The organism is Streptomyces sp. NPDC020983, assembly GCF_044333485.1.
In the GTDB taxonomy this organism is placed as follows: domain Bacteria; phylum Actinomycetota; class Actinomycetes; order Streptomycetales; family Streptomycetaceae; genus Actinacidiphila.
Genome location: NZ_JBIRRA010000006.1, coordinates 50,453 through 73,494, shown reverse-complemented (window position 1 = coordinate 73,494; position 23,042 = coordinate 50,453). Strand labels below are relative to the sequence as shown.

Annotated in this window: 18 protein-coding genes; 10 read left to right on the top strand and 8 right to left on the bottom strand. The window is 73.9% G+C overall.

Annotated elements, in window-relative coordinates:
- Positions 1 to 151: 151 nt before the first annotated feature.
- The 3 genes from ACH4SE_RS14620 to ACH4SE_RS14610 form a co-directional block, all read right to left on the bottom strand.
- Entirely contained in the window at positions 152 to 880 is a 729-nt protein-coding gene (locus tag ACH4SE_RS14620; RefSeq protein WP_398543737.1) for an ABC transporter ATP-binding protein, read from the bottom strand.
- Between the two features lie 274 nt (positions 881 to 1,154).
- The gene (locus tag ACH4SE_RS14615) at positions 1,155 to 2,534 is read right to left on the bottom strand and encodes an aspartate aminotransferase family protein (protein WP_398544088.1); all 1,380 of its coding nucleotides are present in this window, start codon (positions 2,532 to 2,534) and stop codon (positions 1,155 to 1,157) included.
- On the bottom strand, positions 2,519 to 3,004 hold the full coding sequence (locus tag ACH4SE_RS14610) for an Lrp/AsnC family transcriptional regulator (protein WP_398543736.1): 486 nt from the start codon (positions 3,002 to 3,004) through the stop codon (positions 2,519 to 2,521). Before ACH4SE_RS14610 ends, ACH4SE_RS14615 begins: the two co-directional genes overlap by 16 nt.
- 196 nt (positions 3,005 to 3,200) lie before the next feature.
- Here ACH4SE_RS14610 and ACH4SE_RS14605 point away from each other — a divergent pair, with 196 nt between their 5' ends.
- A complete protein-coding gene (locus ACH4SE_RS14605) occupies positions 3,201 to 4,634 on the top strand; it encodes a gamma-aminobutyraldehyde dehydrogenase (RefSeq protein ID WP_398543735.1) in 1,434 nt (477 codons plus the stop codon).
- Between the two features lie 6 nt (positions 4,635 to 4,640).
- On the opposite strand, the gene ACH4SE_RS14600 is transcribed toward ACH4SE_RS14605, so the two are convergent.
- Both ACH4SE_RS14600 and ACH4SE_RS14595 read right to left on the bottom strand, forming a co-directional pair.
- Positions 4,641 to 5,336 carry a glycerophosphodiester phosphodiesterase gene (locus ACH4SE_RS14600; RefSeq protein ID WP_398543734.1) on the bottom strand — a complete coding sequence of 232 codons (696 nt, stop codon included), beginning with the start codon at positions 5,334 to 5,336 and terminating at the stop codon, positions 4,641 to 4,643.
- Positions 5,330 to 6,415 carry an adenosine deaminase gene (locus ACH4SE_RS14595; RefSeq protein WP_398543733.1) on the bottom strand — a complete coding sequence of 362 codons (1,086 nt, stop codon included), beginning with the start codon at positions 6,413 to 6,415 and terminating at the stop codon, positions 5,330 to 5,332. Before ACH4SE_RS14595 ends, ACH4SE_RS14600 begins: the two co-directional genes overlap by 7 nt.
- A 288-nt stretch (positions 6,416 to 6,703) precedes the next feature.
- On the opposite strand from ACH4SE_RS14595, the gene ACH4SE_RS14590 reads away from it, so the two are divergent.
- Positions 6,704 to 7,153: a hypothetical protein gene (locus ACH4SE_RS14590; RefSeq protein WP_398543732.1), complete on the top strand. Its 450-nt coding sequence runs from the start codon at positions 6,704 to 6,706 to the stop codon at positions 7,151 to 7,153.
- A 60-nt stretch (positions 7,154 to 7,213) separates the two neighbouring features.
- On the opposite strand, the gene ACH4SE_RS14585 is transcribed toward ACH4SE_RS14590, so the two are convergent.
- The gene (locus ACH4SE_RS14585; RefSeq protein ID WP_398543731.1) at positions 7,214 to 7,984 is read right to left on the bottom strand and encodes a phosphatase PAP2 family protein; all 771 of its coding nucleotides are present in this window, start codon (positions 7,982 to 7,984) and stop codon (positions 7,214 to 7,216) included.
- Between the two features lie 444 nt (positions 7,985 to 8,428).
- On the bottom strand, positions 8,429 to 9,763 hold the full coding sequence (gene gabT, locus ACH4SE_RS14580; RefSeq protein ID WP_398543730.1) for a 4-aminobutyrate--2-oxoglutarate transaminase: 1,335 nt from the start codon (positions 9,761 to 9,763) through the stop codon (positions 8,429 to 8,431).
- A gap of 412 nt (positions 9,764 to 10,175) precedes the next feature.
- Here gabT and ACH4SE_RS14575 point away from each other — a divergent pair, with 412 nt between their 5' ends.
- On the top strand, positions 10,176 to 12,134 hold the full coding sequence (locus ACH4SE_RS14575) for an ATP-binding protein (RefSeq protein ID WP_398543729.1): 1,959 nt from the start codon (positions 10,176 to 10,178) through the stop codon (positions 12,132 to 12,134).
- 88 nt (positions 12,135 to 12,222) lie between these two features.
- Positions 12,223 to 13,773: a PucR family transcriptional regulator gene (locus tag ACH4SE_RS14570; RefSeq protein ID WP_398543728.1), complete on the top strand. Its 1,551-nt coding sequence runs from the start codon at positions 12,223 to 12,225 to the stop codon at positions 13,771 to 13,773.
- A gap of 142 nt (positions 13,774 to 13,915) precedes the next feature.
- On the opposite strand, the gene ACH4SE_RS14565 is transcribed toward ACH4SE_RS14570, so the two are convergent.
- On the bottom strand, positions 13,916 to 14,350 hold the full coding sequence (locus ACH4SE_RS14565; RefSeq protein ID WP_398543727.1) for a CU044_2847 family protein: 435 nt from the start codon (positions 14,348 to 14,350) through the stop codon (positions 13,916 to 13,918).
- A gap of 260 nt (positions 14,351 to 14,610) precedes the next feature.
- On the opposite strand from ACH4SE_RS14565, the gene ACH4SE_RS14560 reads away from it, so the two are divergent.
- The 6 genes from ACH4SE_RS14560 (at position 14,611) to ACH4SE_RS14535 (ending at position 23,030) form a co-directional block, all read left to right on the top strand.
- On the top strand, positions 14,611 to 16,065 hold the full coding sequence (locus tag ACH4SE_RS14560; RefSeq protein WP_398543726.1) for an aldehyde dehydrogenase family protein: 1,455 nt from the start codon (positions 14,611 to 14,613) through the stop codon (positions 16,063 to 16,065).
- Positions 16,066 to 16,193: 128 nt separating this feature from the next.
- A complete protein-coding gene (locus ACH4SE_RS14555; RefSeq protein WP_398543725.1) occupies positions 16,194 to 18,116 on the top strand; it encodes an acyl-CoA dehydrogenase family protein in 1,923 nt (640 codons plus the stop codon).
- A 77-nt stretch (positions 18,117 to 18,193) separates the two neighbouring features.
- Entirely contained in the window at positions 18,194 to 19,447 is a 1,254-nt protein-coding gene (gene dxr, locus ACH4SE_RS14550; protein ID WP_398543724.1) for a 1-deoxy-D-xylulose-5-phosphate reductoisomerase, read from the top strand.
- A complete protein-coding gene (locus ACH4SE_RS14545) occupies positions 19,444 to 20,763 on the top strand; it encodes a M50 family metallopeptidase (protein WP_398543723.1) in 1,320 nt (439 codons plus the stop codon). Before dxr ends, ACH4SE_RS14545 begins: the two co-directional genes overlap by 4 nt.
- Before the next feature lie 100 nt (positions 20,764 to 20,863).
- Positions 20,864 to 22,018 (top strand): flavodoxin-dependent (E)-4-hydroxy-3-methylbut-2-enyl-diphosphate synthase, encoded by a 1,155-nt coding sequence (ispG, locus tag ACH4SE_RS14540; RefSeq protein ID WP_398543722.1) that lies wholly within the window; start codon positions 20,864 to 20,866, stop codon positions 22,016 to 22,018.
- 166 nt (positions 22,019 to 22,184) lie between these two features.
- Positions 22,185 to 23,030, top strand: coding sequence for a GNAT family N-acetyltransferase (locus tag ACH4SE_RS14535; protein WP_398543721.1), 846 nt, complete (start codon positions 22,185 to 22,187; stop codon positions 23,028 to 23,030).
- Positions 23,031 to 23,042: the final 12 nt, after the last annotated feature.

The following is a 23,042-nucleotide window of genomic DNA, read 5'->3' as shown; positions in this document are numbered from 1 at the left end:
CCGTTGCGGGGTGCGGGTGCGCCCGTGCCCGGCCCGGGCGGGGGCTGCGGCTCGTGGCCGCCGTGGGGGCAGCGCGCCGGCGGGTCGTGGGGGGTGCCGCCCGTTCCGGCGCGCGGGGGACGGGGGGCCCGGGGCACGAGGCCGACGGGGGTCATGCGTTCGCCGGGGCCGGGTCGGGGGTGCCGCGGTCCGGGGCGTGCGCGGGGGAGTCGGTGCGCCCGTCGCGGAGCGCGAGGGCGCGGTCGGTGTAGCCGGCCGTCTCCGGGTCGCTGCCGGCGAGGACGACCGTCATACCGTGCGAGCGTGCCGCGCTGGCGAGCGTGCGCAGGACCTGGGCGCGGTCGGAGCGGTGCAGCGGCGCGGCCGGGTCGTCGGCGAAGACCACCGCGGGCGCCCCGACCAGGGCGCGGGCCACCGCGACCCGCTGCTGCTCGGGAAGGAGCAGCGCCCCGGGGTGGCGGCGCGCGGCGCCGCCGATGTCCAGCCGGTCCAGCCACTCCTGCGCCTCGGCGCGCGCCGCCCGCGGCCGTACACCGCGCATCAGCAGCGGCAGCGCCGCGTTCTCCCACGCCGTCAGCTCCGGGAGCAGCGCGGGCTCGCTGCCGACCCAGCCGAAGCGCTCGCGGCGCAGCTGGTCGCGCCCGGCCTCGGGCAGGGTGTGCACGGGTCCGCTGTTGAACCACACCTCGCCCTCGTCCGGCACGATCTGGCCGGACAGGCAGCGCAGCAGGGTCGTCTTGCCGGAGCCGCGCGGCCCGACCACACCGAGGATCTCCCCCTCGCGGACGCCCACGGAGACGCCGAGCAGGGCCGGCGAGCCCCGGTGGGAGTGGCGCAGCGAGCGGGCGAAGAGCACGTCGTTGTCGGGCGGGGCCACCATGCCGTTCCTCCGCGGGTCGTCGTCCCCCGGTGGCAGTGGCGCCGGTGCGCCGCGGGCGCCGGGGAGGGGTCGGTCACTTCCCGGCACCGTAGGCAGGCGGCGGGCGGTCGGACCGCAGGCGCGGCGGCGGAGGTCGCCGATCCGTCCGTTCGGGTGAGCGGCGCCGGGGCCGGGCGGCGGTAGGGGCCGCCGTCCGTGAGGGGTGCCGCACCGGGGCGCCCGGACCGGTCGGCGGCCGTCGTCCGCGGGACCGGAAACCGGTCCGCGGCAGGCGTCAGAGCTTCGCCCACGCCCTCGTCAGCACGTCCCGCAGGATCGCCTCGATCTCGTCGAAGAGCTGCGGGCCGGCGACGAGGGGCGGGGCGAGCTGGATCACCGGGTCGCCGCGGTCGTCGGCGCGGCAGTAGAGCCCGTTCGCGAACAGCTCGGGGGAGAGGAAGCCGTACAGGACGCGCTCGGTCTCCTCGGCGGTGAAGGTCTCCTTGGTGGCCTTGTCCTTGACCAGCTCGATGCCGTGGAAGTAGCCGCTGCCGCGCACGTCGCCGACGATCGGGAGGTCGCGCAGCCGGTCGAGGGCGGCGCGGAAGTCCGCCTCGTGGTCGCGTACGCGCCGGCCCAGGCCCTCGCGGTCGAGCAGGTCGAGGTTGGCGAGCGCGACCGCGGCGGAGACCGGGTGGCCGCCGAACGTGTAGCCGTGCAGGAAGGCCTCACCGCCGCGGTAGAACGGCTCGGCCACCCGGTCGGAGACGATGCAGGCGCCCATCGGCGCATAACCGGACGTCATCCCCTTGGCGCAGGTGATCATGTCCGGCAGGTAGCCGTAGCGCTCGCAGCCGAAGGTCGTGCCGAGCCGCCCGAAGGCGCAGATCACCTCGTCGGAGACGAGCAGGACGCCGTACCGGTCGCAGATCTCCCGCACCCGCGGGAAGTAGCCGGGCGGCGGCGGGAAGCAGCCGCCGGCGTTCTGCACCGGCTCCAGGAAGACCGCGGCCACCGTTTCCGGGCCCTCGAAGAGGATCTGCTCCTCGATCCGGTCGGCGGCCCAGCGGCCGAAGGCCTCGGGGTCGTCGCCGTGCACCGGGGCCCGGTAGATGTTGGTGTTGGGCACCTTGAACGCACCTGGCACCAGCGGCTCGAACGGCGCCCTGAGCTCGGGCAGCCCCGTGAGGGAGAGCGCGCCGTGCGGGGTGCCGTGGTAGGCGACGGCCCGCGAGACCACCTTGTACCGTCCGGGGTTCCCGGTGAGCCCGTGGTACTGCTTCGCCAGCTTCCAGGCGGTCTCGACGGCCTCGCCGCCTCCGGTGGTGAAGAAGACCTTGTTCAGGTCGCCGGGTGCGAGGTGCGCCAGCCGTTCGGCGAGCTCCACCGCCCGCGGGTGCGCGTAGCCCCACACGGGGAAGTACGCCAGTTCCGCGGCCTGCCGGGCCGCGGCCTCGGCCAGTTCGCGCCGCCCGTGGCCGGCGTTGACCACGAACAGGCCGCTCAGGCCGTCGATGCAGCGCCTGCCGCGGTCGTCGTAGACGTACGCGCCCTCGCCGCGCACGATGGTCGGGACGGGCGCGTCCGCGTAGTCCCCCATGCGCGTGAAGTGCATCCACAGGTGGTCGTACGCCGTGGCCGGCGGGCTCGTGCTCATGGCTATCGGGTTCCCCAGGAGTAGGTCTGCTTCCGGAGCCCCAGGTAGACGAAGCTCTCGGTGGACCGCACGCCGGGCAGCGCGCGGATCCGCTTGCTGATCAGACGGAGCAGATGGTCGTCGTCCTCGGCGACGATCTCGGCGAGCAGGTCGAAGGAGCCCGCGGTCACCACCACGTACTCGACCTCGTCCAGCCCGGCCAGGGCGTCGGCGACCGGTTCGATGTCGCCGTCCACGGTTATGCCGACCATCGCCTGCCGCCGGAAGCCGACGGTGAGCGGGTCGGTGACCGCGACGATCTGCATCACGCCCTGGTCGAGCAGCTTCTGCACGCGCTGCCGCACGGCCGCCTCGGACAGGCCCACGGCCTTGCCGATCGCCGCGTAGGGACGGCGGCCGTCCTCCTGGAGCTGCTCGATGATCGCCTTCGACACCGCGTCGACGACGGGTCGCGCGCTGTTCACCTCATGTGTGGCCACCCGGCCCACTGTGCAGGAGACTTCGACGGTCCTGCAAGGCGAAACCGATGAAATACGCAGCGTTGTGCCAGCAGATTCACTGATTCGGTCGTTGCCGGGAGCCGGGTATGTCGGATCCCGCAGTCCTCCGGTTAGGCTGGGTACTGTCTCAGCCTGTGGACACCCGACACAGCAGCACGATCCGGACGACCAGGGAGCAAACGCCGTGACCGAACTCCGCACTCTGCGCAACCACATCGACGGGGAGTTCCGCGCCGCCGCGGACGGCCGCACCACGCAGGTGGTCAACCCGGCGACCGGCGACGTCTACGCCACGGCGCCGCTGTCGGGCGCCGCCGACGTCGACGCGGCCATGGCGGCGGCGGCCGCGGCCTTCCCCGGCTGGCGCGACACGACACCCTCCGACCGGCAGAAGGCGCTGCTGCGGATCGCCGACGCCGTCGAGGCCCGCGCGGCCGAACTGGTCGAGGCCGAGAGCGAGAACACCGGCAAGCCCCTCGGGCTGACCATGAGCGAGGAGATCCCGCCCATGGTCGACCAGATCCGCTTCTTCGCCGGCGCCGCCCGCATGCTGGAGGGCCGCTCCGCCGGCGAGTACATGGAGGGGCTGACGTCCTTCGTGCGGCGCGAGCCCGTCGGGGTGTGCGCGCAGGTCGCGCCGTGGAACTACCCGATGATGATGGCCGTGTGGAAGTTCGCCCCGGCCATCGCCGCGGGCAACACCGTGGTGCTCAAGCCCTCCGACACCACCCCCGCCTCCACCGTGCTGCTCGCCGGGATCATGGCGGAGTTCCTGCCCAAGGGCGTCTTCAACGTCGTCTGCGGCGACCGCGACACCGGCCGGCTCATGGTCGAGCACCACGTCCCGGCGATGGCGTCCATCACCGGCTCCGTCCGGGCCGGCATGGAGGTGGCCGGCTCCGCCGCCCGCGACCTCAAGCGCGTGCACCTCGAACTGGGCGGCAAGGCCCCGGTGGTGGTCTTCGAGGACGTCGACATCCCGCGCGCCGTCCAGGACATCGCCGTCGCCGGCTTCTTCAACGCCGGCCAGGACTGCACCGCCGCCACCCGCGTGCTGGTGCACGAGTCGATCCGCGACGAGTTCACCGCCGCGCTCGCCAAGGCCGCCGTCGAGACGAAGACGGGCCTGCCGACCGACGAGGACGTCCTCTACGGGCCGCTCAACAACGCCGGCCAGCTGGAGCGGGTCAGCGGCTTCATCGACCGGCTGCCCGCGCACGCCAAGGTGGAGACCGGCGGCTTCCGGGTGGGCGAGGTCGGCTACTTCTTCGCGCCCACCGTCGTCTCGGGCCTGCGGCAGGACGACGAGATCATCCAGCACGAGGTCTTCGGCCCGGTCATCACGGTGCAGTCCTTCACCGACGAGGACCAGGCCGTCGAGTGGGCCAACGGCGTGGAGTACGCGCTCGCCTCCTCGGTGTGGACCAGGGACCACGCGCGCGCCATGCGGATGTCGCGGCGGCTGGACTTCGGCTGCGTGTGGATCAACACCCACATCCCGCTGGTCGCCGAGATGCCGCACGGCGGCTTCAAGAAGTCCGGCTACGGCAAGGACCTGTCGTCGTACGGCTTCGAGGACTACACGCGCGTCAAGCACGTGATGACGTCCCTGGACTGACGCCGCTCAGCCGCGCCGCCGTCCGCGGCGCGCGACGATCCGCTGCAGCGAGGTGAGCCGGTTGGTGGTGACCGAGTCGACCCCGAGTGCCAGCAGCCGGCGCATGGTCGGCGGCCAGTCCGCCGTCCACGCCGCCACCAGCAGGCCGTGCTCGCGCGCGAAGTCCACCGTCGCCGGGTTCACCAGGCCGAAGCGCAGGTTGAGCCAGCGCGGTGCCACCGCGGTGAGGAGCGCGGCCGTGGGCCGTACCGAGGTCGTCCACGTCAGCGCGATCTCGGCGGCCGGGTCCGCGGCCCGCACCGCGCGCATCGCGGCGCTCTCGCCGCAGTAGTACACGCGCCCGCCCGCGCCCGCCGCGTCGACCGCGGCCAGCGTCGGCGCGGCCTGCGCGGCCTCGGTGAGGTCGAGCAGGATCCGCCCGTGCGGGTGCCGGTCCAGTTCGGCGAGCGCGGCGGCGAGCGTCGGAACGCCGCCGCCGGTGGCGTCCGCGAGCTGGCCGAGGGTGAGCGCGCCGACCTCCCGCGGGTGGCCCCACAGCCGGTCCAGCGTCCGGTCGTGCAGCAGCACCGGCACCCCGTCGCGCGTCAGCCGTACGTCCACCTCCACCGCGTCCGCGCCCTTCAGCAGCGCCGAACGCACCGACGGGAGGGTGTTCTCACGGTGCTCGTACGGGTCGCCGCGGTGGGCGACGGCCGTCACCATGCGGCGGTGTACGTGTCGATCTCGGCGGTGATCCGCGCCTTGCCGGGCGCGTCCAGGAAGGACGCCTGCACGGCGTTCTTCGCCAGCTCCGCGACCCCGCGGTGGTCCAGCCCCAGCAGCCGGGCGGCCACCGCGTACTCGGTGTTGAGGTCGGTGCCGAACATGGGCGGGTCGTCGCTGTTGACGGTGACCAGGACGCCCGCCTCGACCATCTGCCGTATCGGGTGCTCGTCGAGGGTGGCGACCGCGCGGGTGGCGATGTTGGAGGTCGGGCACACCTCCAGCGGGATGCGGTGCTCGGCCAGGTGCTCCAGCAGCCGCGGGTCCCGGGCGGCGCTGGTGCCGTGGCCGATCCGCTCGGCGCCCAGCTCGCGCAGCGCGTCCCACACCGTCTCCGGCCCGGTGGTCTCCCCGGCGTGCGGCACGCTGTGCAGTCCCGCGGCCCGGGCGCGGTCGAAGTACGGCTTGAACTGCGGGCGCGGGACCCCTGTCTCCGGGCCGCCCAGACCGAACGACACCAGACCGTCGGGCTGCAGCTCCAGGGCCATCCGCGCGGTCTCCTCCGCGGAGACGAGCCCCGCCTCGCCGGGGATGTCGAAGCACCAGCGCAGCGTCACCCCCAGCTCCGCCTCGGCCGCCTTGCGCGCGTCCTCGATCGCCGCCATGAACTCCCGGTCGGGGATGCCCCGCCGGGTCGAGCTGTACGGGGTGACGGTCAGTTCGGCGTAGCGCACGTTCTGCCGCGCCATGTCCCGTGCCACCTCGAAGGTGAGCAGCCGCACGTCCTCCGCGTCCCGGATGAGGTCGACGACCGACAGGTAGACCTGGATGAAGTGCGCGAAGTCCCGGAAGGTGAAGAAGCCGGCGAGCGCCTCCGGATCGGCCGGCACCGCAGAGTCCGGGTGCCGCGCGGCCAGCTCCGCGACGATCCGCGGGGACGCCGACCCCACGTGGTGGACGTGCAGTTCGGCCTTCGGCAGCCCGGCGATGAAGGCGTCGAGCCCGCCTGCGGCGGCGCTGTCGGGCATGCGGATCCTCCTGGAAGCGGACGGCGGGCACCGGCTGCGGTGCCGCCTCATCGTAGAACGCGGCCCTTGCACCGCGGTTGCCGCCCGCCGGTGACGGCCCGGGCGTCGTCGCGGGCGCCGTGCTCACCGCCGTCCCCGTCCGCGGCGGCCCCACCGGTGCCGGGGTGTCCGGCCCCACCGGCATCCGGGCGCGGGCCGCAGCCGCGGGGGAGCGGGGGCGTCGGGCGCGCTGTGAGCCGCGTCACCCCCGGCCGGCAGGAGAACCCGCGTAAGAGCCGGCGCCCCGCGGCCTCTCCTCCGGTGACGGACGTGCGCCACACGGCAGAAGGAGGAGCGGGCATGGGCAGCACCGGAGCGAGGAGCGCGGTCGAGTGGCTGGCGTCGGCGGCAGACGACCCGGCGGCCGTCCGACGGGAATGGGAGAGCAACCCGCTGGGTGTCGTCCTGCTGCCCGCCGGACGGCTGTGGGACGTCCTGATCCTGCGCGGCGAGCTGGGCCACCCCACCCTGGACGTCCTGACCGGCCTCGCGGCCCGGCCCGGACCCGTGCTCGCCGACTTCGGCGACACGCGGCTCGGCTTCTTCGTCCCCGCGGGCACCACGGACCGCTGGCTGGCCGGCGGGGTGCGCGGGCTCGGCCGCGGCGCCTGGATCGTCGTCCCCTACCCCGGCCGCCCCACCGGCGGTGTGCGCTGGCTCATCCCGCCGGACGGCACGGGGCACCTCACCGACCCCGACGTGCTGGACGCGGCGATGCACGAGGCGGCCGCCCGGCTCGCGGACGGCTGAACCGGACCTCCGGCGCCCCCCGGCCGCTGCCGGCGGCCGCCGCACCCGGTCGCACCCACCTCACACGGCGGCATCGGCCACGGACTCCCCGCCCGCCTCCGAAGGCCCGTCCCGTACGGCCGCCGCCCGGGCCAGCACGCCGGCCGCCGCCACCAGCGACAGCAGCGAGGCCGCCAGGCACCAGCTCGCCAGCACGTCGAGCGGCCAGTGGTAGCCGTGCCACACCAGGCCCGCGCCCACCCCCGCGGCCAGCAGCAGCGCCGCCGCGTAGAGCGCCCGGCGCAGCGCCGCCCGCGCGACCGCCGGCAGCACCAGCAGCGCCGCCCCGCCCACCGCCACCGACGACGTCGCGGTGTGCCCGGAGGGGAAGAAGCCCGCATAACCGTCCGGCCCCAGGCGCAGCTTGCCCGGCGCGGGCCGGGCCACCGCCGCCTTCACCCGCCCCACCACCAGCGGCACCAGCGCCATCGCCAGCACCGCGGCCAGTGGCGGCAGCCACCACAGCGGCAACCCGGACCGCTTCCCCGACACCCCCGCGGCCACCACCGCCACGAGCAGCAGGGGTACCGCCACCTGCACGTTCCCCACGTCCGACAGCACCTGCGACGGTCCGGTCAGCTCCGGATGCGCCGCCGCGGCGTGCTGGAACCAGCCGAGCACCGCCCAGTCCCGCCCCACCAGCCGTCCGCCGCCCGACACCTGGGCGGTGAGAACGGCGAAGAGGGCGATGCCCGTGCAGAAGACGGCGGCGAGCCCGGCGAGGCTGCGGGCGGGGCCGGCGATCAGGGGGTTCCGGGGGCCCCAGGCGCCAGGGGCACGCCGGGCACTCACGGCGGTCCGGGCACTCCGGGCAGCAGAACGCCGCCCCGGAACAGGGGGGAGAGCTCCGGGGCGGCCAGGGCGATCGCCGGGCCGCCCGCCCCGGGGGGTGTGGGACGAACGGCCGACCGATCGGCGAGGTGTGCCGGGCCCACCTGCGAACCCGGCGGTTTCGTGCGCGAGGGCACTGCCGTACCGGCGATGGGGAATCACCGGCGCGTTGCCGCCCTTCGCCGGATCCACCGGAGCCGGTTTCGAGCGGGGTGTTCGCAAGAAACGGTAGGGCACCGGGAAGGGGCCGGACAGCCCGATCACCCGTCCGCCATCAGGCCCGCACACGTTCTTCACGACCCGCCGCCCTCGCTCGAACCCGCCGTCCCCGCATCGTCACGCCCGGCTCACATTCCCGCTCGCATCCCAGCTCACGCGCCGTTTCGCGTCCCCTCGCCGGCCGGCTCACACCGCCCCGGCGAAGGCCTCCTCGATGATGCCGAGGCCCTCCTCCAGCAGATCCTCCCCGATCACCAGCGGCGGCAGGAAACGCAGCACGTTCCCGTACGTCCCGCAGGTGAGCACCACCAGGCCCGCGGCGTGGCAGGCCTTGGCGACGGCCGACGTCAGCGCCGCGTCCGGCTCCTTCGTGCCCGGCCGCACCAGCTCCACCGCGATCATCGCGCCGCGCCCGCGCACCTCGCCGATCGCCGGGTACTTCTCCTGCAGCGCGCGCAGCCGCGGCGTCATCACCTCGCCGATCCGCCGCGCCTTCGCCGGCAGGTCCAGCTCCTTCATCGTCGCGATCGCGCCCAGCGCCGCCGCACACGCCACCGGGTTGCCGCCGTAGGTGCCGCCCAGGCCGCCCGGGTGCGCCGCGTCCATGATCTCCGCCCGTCCGGTCACCGCGGCGAGCGGCAGGCCGCCGGCGATGCCCTTCGCCGTCGTGACGAGGTCCGGTACCACGCCCTCGTCCTCGCAGGCGAACCACTGCCCGGTCCGGCAGAAGCCCGTCTGGATCTCGTCCGCCACGAAGACGATCCCGTTGTCCTTCGCGAAGCGCGCCATGCGCGGCAGGAAGCCGCGCGCCGGCACGATGAAGCCGCCCTCGCCCGCGATCGGCTCGATCACGATCGCCGCCACGTGCTCCGCGCCGATCTGCTTGGTGATGATGTCGATCGCCTGCGCGGCCGCCTCCTCCGCGGCGTTCTCCGGCCCGGTCAGCCAGCGGTAGCCGTACGCCAGCGGCACGCGGTAGACCTCCGGCGCGAAGGGCCCGAAGCCCTCCTTGTACGGCATGTTCTTCGCCGTCAGCGCCATCGTGAGGTTGGTACGCCCGTGGTAGCCGTGGTCGAAGACCACGACCGCCGGCCGCCCGGTGTAGGAGCGGGCGATCTTCACCGCGTTCTCCACCGCCTCCGCGCCCGAGTTGAACAGCGCGGACTTCTTGGCGTGGTCGCCCGGCGTCAGCGCGTTGAGCTCCTCGGCGACCTCGACGTAGCCCTCGTAGGGAGTGATCATGAAACAGGTGTGCGTGAAGTCGGCGAGCTGCGCCGACGCCCGGCGCACCACCTCGGGCGCGCTGTTGCCCACCGACGTCACGGCGATGCCCGAACCGAAGTCGATCAGCCGGTTGCCGTCCACGTCCTCGACGACACCGCCGCCCGCCCGGGTCACGAACACCGGCAGCGTCACGCCCACGCCGTCCGCGACCGCCGCCGACTTCCGCGCCAGCAACTCCCGCGACCGCGGCCCCGGCACCTCGGTGACCAGCCTGCGCTCCTGCGGCAATCCGCCCATGACGCCCACTCTCCTCTATTCGCTCACCAGCGACCCATCCGGACCCGCCCCGCGAGGCTAGGCTCCCCCCTCCCGCCCCCGCATACGCCGAACGGTCGCACTCGCCGGCGAGTCTTCGCCGCAACGGCCAGTGCCCCGCCGGCGCCGGGGCGGGTGGCATCCCGCCAAGATCCTTTCGTCCGGCGTAGCGGTGCGACTACATTGTGCGCATCGGGCGGCGACGAGGGGCAGACGCGCCATGGAAGCCATGGATTACGAGGGCAGGCAGCGCCGGCCCGCCACCAACCCACCCCCACCCCCCGCGGTCCCACCCCCACCCCGCCCCCCCGCCCCCCGCCCCCCCGTGCCGCCGGCGCCGGCGAAGGCTCCGCCCGCGTCCGCCCTGGAACGCTGGCTGCACACGCCACGGGCGGTGGACGCGCCAGGCATCTACGGTTTCGGGCACACACCCCGCCCTGAGCCGGACCCGAAGCAGATGCCGTCGCGGCGGCTGCTCGGTGGTGCACTCCTGACCCTGCTGGTCGGCCTCCTGGTCTGGTCGTTGTTCCGGGACGGCTATTTCGACTTCTGGATCTGGCCCGTCATATGGTTCACCCCCGATCACTGGCGCAGCGGAGCCGGGACCGACACCAACGCCTTCAACGCCGCCACGCGCCTGTGGGCCGCTGTCTGCACGTTTCTCCTTGCCTGGATCTGCGCCAGGATCGGCAATTGGCGCCAGGTGTGGCAACGTTTCGCAGTGCCTACGCTTCGCAGACTCGTCACTGAGGACGTGGAGACGTCCGCTCCGGTGCAAGGAGCCCCTGACCTCGTCGAATGGCCCGAGCTCCGGGCGGCGAACCAGCACGGCCTCGCCGACCGGCTCGCCGGTGAGGTGCGGGTCGGGCGGATGAACGACGTCGACTACGTCCGCATCAACCGTGCCTGGGCGGTCGCGCGGGCCGGGGCCGGGGGAGTCGCCGCGTTCGGCGACGCCGTGCTGGGTGAGGGGGCCGCGGCCTTCACGCATCCCTCGGGTGAGCGGGACCTGCCGCGCCGCGCGGCGGCGCACGACCTGCTGGCACGTCAGGTCCGCATCGGCCGCGGTGTCGACGCCGAGCGGAACCCGTACCAGCACCGCGGTTCCGGGATCGCGTTCGATCCGGCGCTGCTGGGGACCGGGCTCCTGGTGGTCGGCCCGTCGGGAGCGGGAAAGACCCGCACGGTGGTGCGGCCGGTCGCCGAGTCGCTGTGCCTGCAGGCGCTGACCGGTCAGGCGGCGGTGGTGGTGGTCGGTACGGCGGGGGCGGAGCTCGGCTCGGCCGACGCGTACGACGTCGTCATCGGCCTCGCGGACCCGTCCTCCCGGTACGACCTGGATCTCTACGGCAGCGACGACCCGGACGTCGCGGCGGGAACGCTGGCCGAGGCGCTCGTGGACGGGCCCGGCGCCCGGCAGCAGGACGTGCGCCGGGCGGCGACCGCGCTCAGCCAGATCCTCGGGCCCTTCCACGCGGCGTTCGGCCGCTTCCCCTCCGTGCCGGAGCTGCGCGAGCTCCTCGACGGCACGCCGCACGCGTTCGCCGCGCTGCGCCAGGCCCTCGACGCCGCAGGCGCCCCCGGGCTGGTCAGGGAGCTGGACGCGCGGGAGCGGCAGACGGCGCAGCGCGGGGACATCGCGCCGCAGCTCGCGGACCGGATCGCCCTCCTCGACAGGCCGGCCTTCGCCGGGTTCTTCGACGTCACGGGCCGGTCGCGCCCCTTCACCATGCGGGCGCTGGAGCATCCGGTGCGGGTCCGCGTCGATCTGCCGGCGCACGGGCACGCCGAGGCCGCGCGCGTCCTGGTGCGGCTCGTGCTCGCGCAGTTCACCGCGGCCATGAGCGCGCGGCGCGACCGTTCGCTCTTCGCCTGTCTCGTCCTCGACGACGCGGCCCACGCGGTCGGCGCCGGATCCGTACGCGGCTTCGCCCGGCTCCGCTCGGCGAACGCCGGGGTGGTCCTGGCGCTGCGCACGCTGGACGAGGTGCCGGACGACCTGCGGACGGCGCTGGTCGCCGCGATGGGCTGCCGGATGGTCATGTCCGGGGTCACCACCTGGGACGGCAAGCACTTCGCCGAGGCGTGGGGCACCGCCTGGGTGCAGACCAGGGACGTGACCCGGACCCCCGACCAGTCGGGGGGCTTCACGCGCCGTCTCAGCCGCGGCGTGCGCAAGGTCTTCACCGGCGAAGCGGTCACCACCGAGTCGGTGACCGTCAGGGAGGTGGAGCGGGAGCGGTGGTCGGCGTCGGATCTGGCGAACGGCGTGCCCGCCGGGCACGCGGTGGTGTCGTTCACCACGACGGCGGGGGAGAGCGCGCCGCCGGTGCTGGTGGATCTTCGGGGGTGACGGGCGCGGGGCGGACGGTGCGGCACAATTGGTGCGGCGGCCATTCCCGGCCGGCCGAACGTCCAGCGATTGCCGGTGCCTGGTCCGTATGCCCCTCACCCTTGCGTCCCTCGCGCAGCACTCGGCCCTGAAGCTCACCGTTCTCGCCGGCGGGGAACGGCTGGGGTCCGAGGTGCGCTGGGTGCACACCAGCGAGCTGGACGACCCGGGCCCGTACCTGGAGGGCGGCGAGCTGCTGCTCACGACGGGGCTCGCTCTCGACGTCGAGGATCCCGAGTCGCTGCGCGGTTACGTGCGGCGGCTCACGGGTGCCCGCGTGGTGGGGCTGGGTTTCGGCGTGGGGGTGGGGCACGACGCGGTGCCGGCCGCGCTGGTGGAGGCGGCGGCGCAGGCGGGGCTGCCGCTGCTGGAGGTGCCGCGCAGGACGCCCTTCATCGCGATCAGCAAGACCGTCTCGGCAGCCCTGGCCGCGGACCGCTACAAAGCGGTGACGGCGGGCTTCGAGGCGCAGCGCGACCTGACCCGCGCCGCTCTCGCCCCGGACGGGCCCGCCGCACTGCTCACCCGGCTGGCCTGCCACCTCGACGGCTGGGCGGCCCTCTACGACGCCTCGGGCGCGGTGCTGGCCACCGCCCCGGAGTGGGCGGGGAAGCGGGCGGCCCGGCTGGGTGCCGAGGTGGAGCGGATGCGCGGGATCCAGGGGCCGGCGGGCGCCTCGGTCGAGGGGTCCGCGGGGTGCGAGGACAGGGTCGAGATCCAGTCGCTGGGCACCGGGCGGCGCCCGCGCGGCTATCTGGCGGTCGGCACGGAGGGCCGCCTCGACACGTCCGCCCGCTACGTGGTCAACGCCGCGGTCGCGCTGCTGACGCTGTCCCTGGAGCAGTCCAGGACCCTCCAGGAGGCGCACGTCCGGCTGGCGGCGGCGGTGCTGCGGATGCTGCTCGCGGGCGAGCCCGGGCACGCCCGCGACACCGCGGGCGGTCTCTACGGCGCCCTGCTCGACCACCCGGTGCGGGTGCTGGTCGCCGAGCCCGCGGACGACCGTCTCGGGGCCGAGGCGCTGGCCCGGCTCGCCGAGCAGGTGGACGCGGCCGCGGGGCGTTCGGGCGAGCCGCTGCTGACCGTGCACGAGGGCACCCGGCTGGTGCTGCTCGCCGCCGAGGACGCCACGGTGCTGGCCGCGGCGGCGGATCTGGCGGAGGCCGAGGACGCGCTGTCGGCCGGGCTGTCGGCGGCGGTGCCGGCCGAGGAGGTGCCGGAGGCGCACCGGCAGGCGGAGCGGGCCCTGGCGGTCGCGGTGCGCCGCGGGCGCAATCTGGTCGAGCACGGCGAGGTCGGGGCGGGCTCGGTGGTGCCGCTGCTCGCGGCCGACGCCGTACGGGCCTTCGCCGAGGGGCTGCTGCGGCCGCTGCGGGAGCACGACGCGACGTCGCGCGGCGACCTCGTGGCGTCGCTGCGCGCGTGGCTGTCGCACCACGGGCAGTGGGACGCGGCGGCGGCCGACCTCGGGGTCCACCGCCACACGCTGCGCTACCGGATGCGCCGGGTGGAGGAGATCCTGGGCTGCTCGCTCGACGACCCGGACGTGCGGATGGAGCTGTGGCTCGCCCTCAAGACCGAGGCGGAGGCGGACGGCTGAGCGGGCAGCCGGGGGTCCGGCTCCGGTCGTGCGGCCGTCACCGCGCCGGGTCCGGCTCCGGTCGTGCGGCCGTCACGGCGCCATGTCCGGCTCCGGTCGTGCGGCCGTCACCGCGCCGGGTCCGGCTCCGGTCCTGCGGCCGTCAGGGCGCCGGGTCCGGGGAAGCCGTTCCCGTCCCCCCTGCGGAGCCGCCCGCTGCCGCGGCCCGGCGCGCGGCGAGGTCCCAGGACAGCTTGACCGTCAGTCCGGCCTCCGCGCCGGCCTCGGCGATGACGCCGAGCAGCTGTCCGGACTTCACTGCGAGCTTGAGGCCGAACTCGACCTCGAAGGAGTCCGGCGCGCCGGCCGCACCGCCCTCCGTGACGGTCTCCGCGGCCCACCGGCCGACCGCCCGGACCGTGTCGCGCACGCCGTCGAGGGTGAGGGTGACGGCGGAGCCCGCGGCCGCGGCGCGCGACCGGATACCGACGTCGCTGAAGGCGCCGGACTCGTCGGCGCTCTGGAAGGGCACCTGCCCGACGACCTCGGCCTGCACCTGCGTGCCGTCGCCCAGTGCGATCGTGACCGTCTCCGCCATGTGCTGCCCCCTCCGCCGTCCGGGCGGCCAGGATAGGTGCGGCGGCGGGGCCGCGGGGGCGGCTTCGGCGGGATCGCAGGCCCCTGGCGGGCGGTGCGGGCCCGGGTGGTGGCGTAGCGGGCGGCAGGCGCTGGCCAGAGCGTCACGTGGCGGCGCGCGGGTACGCCGCCGTGGACAACACGGCCGGCCGGCCGCGCTGTCTACGGTGGGGCCCGGCGAGCGACACCCCCGACAGGAAGGCGGAACCCACCGTGACGAGCGTGGCGACGGCGGAACCGTACGCGTTCTGGCTGGCCGGCACCCGGGCCACCGGCCGGGACACCTTCGACGTGACGAGCCCCTGGGACGGTTCGGCCGTCGGGAGGGTGAGCGTGCCGGACGAGGCGCAGGTGGAGGCTGCGGTCGCGGCGGCGGCAGCGGCCCACCGGGCCTTCGAGGCGACGCCCGCGCACGTGCGGGCGGCGGCCCTGGACCACGTCTCGCGGCGGCTGGCCGAACGCGCCGAGGAGGTGGCCCGGCTGATCACCGCGGAGAACGGCAAGCCGCTGAAGTGGGCGCGCGGCGAGGTGGGCCGCGCGGTGTCGGTCTTCCGCTGGGCGGCGGAGGAGGCCCGCCGCTTCAACGCGGGGGAGGCGCAGCGGCTGGACACCGACCCGGGCGGCGTGGGGCGGCTCGCGCTGACCCGGCGCTTCGGGCACGGACCGGTGCTGGGCATAGCGCCCTTCAACTTCCCGCTGAACCTGGTGGCGCACAAGGTCGCCCCGGCGCTCGCGGTGGGCGTCCCGATCATCGTCAAGCCCGCCCCCGCGACCCCCCTGTCGGCACTGCTGCTCGGCGAGATCCTCGCGGAGACCGAGGGGCTGCCGGCCGGCGCGTGGAGCGTGCTGCCGGTGCCGAACGACCGGATGCCCGCACTGGTGCAGGACCCCCGGCTGCCGGTGATCTCCTTCACCGGTTCCGACACGGTGGGCCACGCCATCGCCGACTCGGTGCCGCGCAAGCACGTCACGCTGGAACTGGGCGGCAACGCGGCGGCCGTGGTGCTCGCCGACTGGTCCTCGGACGCCGACCTCGACCGGGCCGCGGCGCGTATCGCCACCTTCGCGAACTACCAGGGCGGCCAGTCCTGCATCTCGGTGCAGCGGGTCGTCGCCGACGCGGCCGTCTACGACGCGCTGGCGGAGCGCGTGGTGGCGCAGGTCCGGGCCCAGGTCACCGGCGACCCGTCCGACGCCGCGACCGACGTCGGCCCGCTGGTCAGCGAGGCTGCGGCCGTACGGGTCGCGCAGTGGGTGGACGACGCCGTGGCCAAGGGCGCGAAGCTGCTCGCGGGGGGCACGCGGGAGGGCGCGAGCTACGCCCCCACCGTGCTGGCCGACCTGCCGCCGGACGCGGTGCTCGCCACCGAGGAGGTCTTCGGGCCGGTGCTGTCACTGCACCGGGTGAACGGCGCCGACGAGGCCTTCGCCGCCGTCAACGACTCCCGCTTCGGCCTCCAGGCCGGCGTCTTCACGCACGACCTGCGGCTGGCCTTCCGCGCCCACCGCGAACTGGAGGTCGGCGGTGTGGTGATCGGCGATGCGCCCTCCTACCGCGCCGACCAGATGCCGTACGGCGGGGTGAAGGACTCCGGCAGCGGACGCGAGGGAGTGCGGTTCGCGATGGAGGACTACACCTACGAGCGGGTCCTGGTGCTCACCGGCCTCGACCTGTGACGCGGCCGCGCCCGGCGGCCGGGAGCGGCCGCCGGGCGCTGACGGCTCGTCTGGTGGGGTTGCCGGAATTCGGGTAGTACGGACACGTAGCACCGGTTGACGACCGGCTACCCGGAGGTGACGTACCCGTGTCCGCACCCACCACAGCACCCAAGGTCACCGAGCGCGAGGCCCGACAGGTCGCGGAGGCCGCTCGCGAGCAGGACTGGCACAGGCCGAGCTTCGCCAAGGAGCTCTTCCTCGGCCGCTTCCGCCTGGACCTGATCCACCCCTATCCGCAGCCCGCGCCGGAGGCCGAGGCCAGGGGCGAGGAGTTCCTGGCCCGGCTGCGGGAGTTCTGCGAGACCTCGGTCGATGGGGCCCTCATCGACCGCGAGGCGCGCATCCCCGACGAGACGATCCGGGGCCTGAAGGAGCTGGGCGCCCTCGGGATGAAGATCGACCCCGCCTACGGCGGCCTCGGACTCACCCAGGTGTACTACAACAAGGCGCTGGCGCTGGTGGGCTCGGCGAGCCCGGCGGTCGGCGCGCTGCTGTCGGCCCACCAGTCGATCGGCGTCCCGCAGCCGGTGAAGATGTTCGGCACCGAGGAGCAGAAGCAGGCCTTCCTGCCGCGCTGCGCCCGCAGCGACATCAGCGCATTCCTGCTCACCGAGCCCGACGTCGGCTCGGACCCGGCCCGGCTCGCCACCAGCGCGGTGCCCGACGGCGACGACTACGTCCTGGACGGCGTGAAGCTGTGGACGACCAACGGCGTCGTGGCCGACCTGCTGGTCGTCATGGCACGGGTGCCCGCGTCCGAGGGACACAAGGGCGGCATCTCGGCCTTCGTCGTCGAGGCCGATTCCCCCGGCATCACCGTCGAGCACCGCAACGCCTTCATGGGCCTCCGCGGCATCGAGAACGGCGTCACGCGCTTCCACCGGGTGCGGGTGCCCGCCGCGAACCGCATCGGGCCCGAGGGTGCGGGGCTGAAGATCGCCCTGACCACCCTCAACACCGGCCGGCTGTCCCTGCCCGCGGGCTGCGTCGGCGCGGCGAAGTGGTGCCTGAAGATCGCCCGGGAGTGGTCCGGCGCCCGCGAGCAGTGGGGCAGGCCGATCGGACGGCACGAGGCGGTCGGGTCCAAGATCGCCTACATCGCCGCCACCACCTTCGCGCTGGAGGCGGTGCTCGACCTGTCCTCGCAGATGGCCGACGAGGACCGCAACGACATCCGGATCGAGGCCGCCCTCGCCAAGCTCTACGGCTCGGAGGCCGCCTGCCGGATCGCCGACGAACTGGTGCAGATCCGCGGCGGGCGCGGCTTCGAGACCGCCGACTCGCTCGCGGCGCGCGGCGAACGCGCGGTGCCCGCCGAGCAGCTGCTGCGCGACCTGCGGATCAACCGGATCTTCGAGGGCTCCACCGAGATCATGCACCTGCTGATCGCGCGGGAGGCCGTCGACGCCCACCTGTCGGTGGCCGGCGACCTCATCGACCCGGACGCCTCGCTCGGCGACAAGGCGCGCGCCGGTGCGAAGGCCGGCGGCTTCTACGCCAAGTGGCTGCCCAAGCTCGTCGCCGGGCCGGGCCGGCTGCCGAACGCCTACGCCGAGTTCGACGGCCTGGCCACCCATCTGCGCTACGCCGAGCGGGGCTGCCGCAAGCTGGCCCGCTGCACCTTCTACGCCATGTCGCGGTGGCAGGGCCGGATGGAGACCAAGCAGAACTTCCTGGCCCGGATCGTCGACATCGGTGCCGAGCTGTTCGCGATCAGCGCCGCGTGCGTGCGCGCCCAGCACCTGGCGGCGAGCAGCGGCCACGGGCCGCAGGCCCGGCTGCTGGCCGACACCTTCTGCCGGCAGGCGCGGATCCGCACCGACGAGCTGTTCGCGCGGCTGTGGACCAACACCGACGGGCCCGACCGCGCCCTGACCCGCGCGGTGCTCGACGGCGACACTACCTGGCTGGAGGCGGGCATCGTCGACCCCAGCCGGGAGGGGCCGTGGATCGCCGACACCACGCCGGGCCCGTCACAGGCCCAGGACGTGCACCGCCCGGTGCACTGAGCAGCGGCCCTCCCGGTTGTCCACAGGGAGTGCGGGGTGGTGGACGCGGGGTGCTCCGCGCACGACACAATGGCCCCATGACGGACGCTCTCGCAGACCCGCACTACCGCCCGCACGTCACCGGCGACCCGGCGGACGGCCCCCGCGACATCGTGATCCTCGGCTCCACCGGATCCATCGGCACCCAGGCCGTCGACCTGGTGCTGCGCAATCCGGACCGCTTCCGCGTGACGGCGATCTCCGCCGCGGGAAGCAGGGTCGCGCTGCTCGCCGAGCAGGCGCACCGGCTCGGGGTACGGACCGTCGCCGTCTCCGACGAGGCCGCCGTCGGCCCGCTGCGCGAGGCGCTCGCCGACCAGTACGGCGCGGGGGCCGTACTGCCGGAGATCCTCGCCGGTCCGGAGGCCGCCACGCAGGCCGCGGGCCTGGAGTGCCACTCGGTGCTCAACGGCATCACCGGCTCGATCGGCCTGCGCCCGACGCTCGCCGCGCTGGAGGCCGGGCGGGTGCTGGTGCTGGCCAACAAGGAGTCGCTGATCGTCGGCGGCCCGCTGGTGAAGGCGCTGGCCAAGCCGGGGCAGATCGTGCCGGTCGATTCGGAGCACTCCGCGCTCTTCCAGGCGCTGGCGGCCGGCAGCCGCCAGGAGGTGCGCAAGCTGCTGGTGACGGCATCCGGCGGTCCCTTCCGCGGCCGCAGCCGTGCGGAGCTGGCCCACGTCACCCCGGCCGACGCCCTCGCGCACCCCACGTGGGCGATGGGCCCGGTCATCACCGTCAACTCCGCGACGCTCGTCAACAAGGGCCTCGAGGTGATCGAGGCGCACCTGCTGTACGACGTGCCGTTCGACCGCATCGAGGTCGTCGTGCACCCGCAGTCGTACATCCACTCCATGGTCGAGTTCGTCGACGGGTCCACGATCGCGCAGGCCGGGCCGCCGGACATGAAGGTGCCGATCTCGCTCGGCCTGGGCTGGCCGGACCGGGTGCCGGACGCCGCCCCCGCCTTCGACTGGTCCCGGGCCATGTCGTGGGAGTTCTTCCCGCTCGACGACGAGGCGTTTCCCTCGGTCGCGCTGGCCCGGCACGTGGGTACTCTCGGGGGCACCGCGCCCGCGGTGTTCAACGCGGCCAACGAGGAGTGCGTGGACGCCTTCCTCGCGGGGAGACTGCCGTTCACCGGCATCGTCGACACCGTCGCGAAGGTCGTGGAGGAGCACGGCACGCCCGGGACGGGAACTTCCCTGACGGTGGAGGACGTCCTGCAAGCGGAGGCCTGGGCACGCGCCCGGGCGGTGGAACTGGCCCAGGCAACGGAGGCAGCACGCGTATGACCGGTCTCATGACGGTCCTCGGCATAGTGGTCTTCGCTGTCGGCCTGATGGTCTCCATCGCCTGGCACGAGCTGGGGCACCTGTCCACGGCCAAGCTCTTCAAGATCCGGGTGACGCAGTACATGGTCGGCTTCGGCCCGACGGTGTGGTCCCGGAAGAAGGGCGAGACGGAGTACGGCTTCAAGGCCGTCCCGCTGGGCGGCTACATCCGCATGATCGGCATGTTCCCGCCCGGCGAGGACGGGCGGATCACCGCCCGCTCCACCTCGCCGTGGCGCAGCATGATCGAGGACGCCCGCTCGGCGGCCTTCGAGGAGCTGCAACCGGGCGACGAGACGCGGCTGTTCTACACACGCAAGCCGTGGAAGCGCGTCATCGTGATGTTCGCCGGGCCGTTCATGAACCTGATCCTGGCCTTCGGTCTGGCGCTCTCGGTCTTCATGGGCATCGGCGTGGCCAAGGACACCACGGTCGTCTCCTCCGTCAGTGACTGCGTGATCGCGCAGACCGACGCGGCCAAGCGCGACGCGGACAACCCCTGCAAGGCGAGCGACCCGGTCGCCCCCGCCAAGCAGGCAGGGCTCAGGCCGGGCGACCGCTTCGTCTCCTTCAACGGACGGCCGGTCAAGGACTGGGCGCAGCTCTCCCAGGACATCCGGACGGGCGTCGGCAAGGCCACCATCGTCGTCGAGCGCGACGGCAAGCACGTCACACTGCACCCGGTGATCACCACCAACGAGGTGCCCAGGACCGACAGCGACGGGCAGCCGACGGACGGCGGCACGGTCATCGCGGGCTTCCTCGGTTTCAGCCCCGCCAGCCAGGTCACACCACTGAGCTTCACCGGCTCGGTGAGCTACATGGGCGACATGGCCCGGCAGGGCGTCGACTCGCTGCTGCGGCTGCCGCAGCGCATCCCGGACCTGTGGCGGGCGACCTTCGAGGGCGCACCGCGCAAGGCCGACTCGCCGATGGGCGTGGTGGGCGCGGCCCGCGTCGGCGGCGAGGTCTTCTCGCTGCACGAACCGGCCATCGACCGCATCGCCACCATGGTGATACTGGTCGCGGGCTTCAACCTGTCGCTGTTCCTGTTCAACATGCTCCCGCTGCTGCCGCTGGACGGCGGCCACGTGGCGGGGGCGCTGTGGGAGTCGCTGCGCCGGCACACCGCCCGGGTCTTCCGCAGGCCCGACCCGGGGCCGTTCGATGTGGCGAAGCTCATGCCGGTCGCCTACGTCGTCGCCGGCATCTTCGTGTGCTTCACGCTGCTCGTTCTCATCGCCGACGTGGTGAACCCCGTCAAACTCAGTTCCTGATGTCCCGAGCCGGGTGAGCCGCGGGGAGCGGGTGACGTAATCTCGACCCCGGAGCCCGCCCACGCCGGGACTTGTGCCACACCATGGGGATGCCACGCAGATGACAGCGATTTCGCTCGGTATGCCGGATGTTCCGATCAAGCTCGCCGACCGCCGCAAGAGCCGTCAGATCCAGGTCGGCAGCGTCGCCGTGGGCGGTGACGCCCCGGTGTCCGTGCAGTCCATGACCACCACGCGGACCTCCGACATCGGTGCCACGCTGCAGCAGATCGCCGAGCTGACCGCCTCCGGCTGCCAGATCGTCCGTGTGGCCTGCCCGACCCAGGACGACGCGGACGCCCTGTCCACGATCGCCCGGAAGTCGCAGATCCCGGTGATCGCCGACATCCACTTCCAGCCGAAGTACGTCTTCGCCGCGATCGACGCCGGCTGCGCCGCCGTCCGCGTCAACCCCGGCAACATCAAGCAGTTCGACGACAAGGTGCGCGAGATCGCCAAGGCCGCCTCCGGCGCCGGCGTGCCGATCCGCATCGGCGTCAACGCGGGCTCCCTCGACAAGCGCCTGCTGGAGAAGTACGGCAAGGCCACCCCCGAGGCGCTGTGCGAGTCCGCGCTGTGGGAGGCGTCGCTCTTCGAGGAGCACGACTTCCGCGACATCAAGATCTCGGTCAAGCACAACGACCCGGTCGTGATGGTCAACGCCTACCGGCTGCTGGCCGAGAAGTGCGACTACCCGCTGCACCTGGGCGTCACCGAGGCGGGCCCGGCCTTCCAGGGCACCATCAAGTCGGCGGTCGCCTTCGGCGCGCTGCTGTCGGAGGGCATCGGCGACACCATCCGCGTCTCGCTGTCCGCGCCGCCCGCCGAGGAGGTCAAGGTCGGCATCCAGATCCTGGAGTCGCTCGGCCTGCGCCAGCGCCGGCTGGAGATCGTCTCCTGCCCGTCCTGCGGCCGCGCCCAGGTCGACGTCTACAAGCTCGCCGAGGAGGTCACCGCCGGCCTGGAGGGCATGGAGGTGCCGCTGCGCGTCGCGGTCATGGGCTGCGTCGTCAACGGCCCCGGCGAGGCCCGCGAGGCCGACCTCGGTGTCGCCTCCGGCAACGGCAAGGGCCAGATCTTCGTCAAGGGCGAGGTCATCAAGACCGTGCCGGAGTCGAAGATCGTGGAGACGCTGATCGACGAGGCGATGAAGCTCGCCGACCAGATGAAGGACGACGGCGTGGCCTCCGGCGAGCCCCAGGTGAGCGTGTCCTGACCGGCTCCCTCCCGTACGGGGCCGCCCGGTCCGCGCGCCTCTGCCGCCCCGTCCCGTCCCCGCTCCGGGCCCGGGCGGGGCGGGCCGGAGACGGGCGGGGTAAAGTTCCCACTCCACCCCACGCCTGCGGCAGCGGCCCACGGACCGAAGACGGTGAGGCCCCCACGTGCTGACCCACTCGACAGCCCGCGTCCTGGAACCCGGTGACCTCGACGCCGCGCTCGCGGTGCTGCACCGCGACCCGGTCGCCAACGCGTTCGTCACCTCCCGGGTCAACGTCGCCGGGCTCGACCCCTGGCGGCTCGGCGGCGAGATGTGGGGCTGGTACGAGGCCGGACGGCTCGTCTCGCTGTGCTACGCGGGAGCCAACCTCGTCCCCATCTGCGCCACCCCCGAGGCCGTCGCCGCCTTCGCCGAACGCGCCCGCAGATCCGGGCGCCGCTGCTCGTCCCTGGTGGGACCGGCCGGACCCACCGCCGACCTGTGGGCCCGCCTGGAGCCGCACTGGGGACCGGCCCGTGAGGTACGCCGCCACCAGCCGCTCATGACCACCCGCTCGCTGCCCGCGGACATCGCGCCGGACCCGCTGGTGCGCCGGGTCCGCAAGGACGAGATGGACGTGATCATGCCGGCGTGCGTCGCGATGTTCACCGAGGAGGTCGGCGTCTCCCCGCTGGCTGGCGACGGCGGGCTGCTCTACCAGGCCCGGGTCGCCGAACTTGTCTCCAACGGGCGGGCGTTCGCACGCATCCAGGACGGCGAGGTGATCTTCAAGGCGGAGATCGGCGCCGTCACCCGGCAGACCTGCCAGATCCAGGGCGTGTGGGTGGCCCCCGCCCACCGCGGCCGGCGGCTGTCCGAGACGGGCATGGCCGCCGTCCTGAACTACGCGCTGCGCGACGTCGCCCCGGTCGTCAGCCTCTACGTCAACGACTTCAACACCCCGGCCCGCGCCGCCTACGAGCGGGTGGGTTTCACCGAGGTCGGCTCCTTCATGTCGGTGCTGTTCTAGGCCCGCGCCCTG

What these genes read in the sequence shown, in the direction of transcription:
- ACH4SE_RS14620 (WP_398543737.1), bottom strand. Translation starts at nt 880, where the DNA reads ATGGTGGCCCCGCCCGACAACGACGTGCTCTTCGCCCGCTCGCTGCGC.
- ACH4SE_RS14600 (WP_398543734.1), bottom strand. Translation starts at nt 5,336, where the DNA reads ATGGTGACGGCCGTCGCCCACCGCGGCGACCCGTACGAGCACCGTGAG.
- ACH4SE_RS14595 (WP_398543733.1), bottom strand. Translation starts at nt 6,415, where the DNA reads ATGAGGCGGCACCGCAGCCGGTGCCCGCCGTCCGCTTCCAGGAGGATC.
- ACH4SE_RS14590 (WP_398543732.1), top strand. Translation starts at nt 6,704, where the DNA reads ATGGGCAGCACCGGAGCGAGGAGCGCGGTCGAGTGGCTGGCGTCGGCG.
- gabT (WP_398543730.1), bottom strand. Translation starts at nt 9,763, where the DNA reads ATGGGCGGATTGCCGCAGGAGCGCAGGCTGGTCACCGAGGTGCCGGGG.
- ACH4SE_RS14570 (WP_398543728.1), top strand. Translation starts at nt 12,223, where the DNA reads ATGCCCCTCACCCTTGCGTCCCTCGCGCAGCACTCGGCCCTGAAGCTC.
- ACH4SE_RS14565 (WP_398543727.1), bottom strand. Translation starts at nt 14,350, where the DNA reads ATGGCGGAGACGGTCACGATCGCACTGGGCGACGGCACGCAGGTGCAG.
- dxr (WP_398543724.1), top strand. Translation starts at nt 18,194, where the DNA reads ATGACGGACGCTCTCGCAGACCCGCACTACCGCCCGCACGTCACCGGC.
- ACH4SE_RS14545 (WP_398543723.1), top strand. Translation starts at nt 19,444, where the DNA reads ATGACCGGTCTCATGACGGTCCTCGGCATAGTGGTCTTCGCTGTCGGC.
- ispG (WP_398543722.1), top strand. Translation starts at nt 20,864, where the DNA reads ATGACAGCGATTTCGCTCGGTATGCCGGATGTTCCGATCAAGCTCGCC.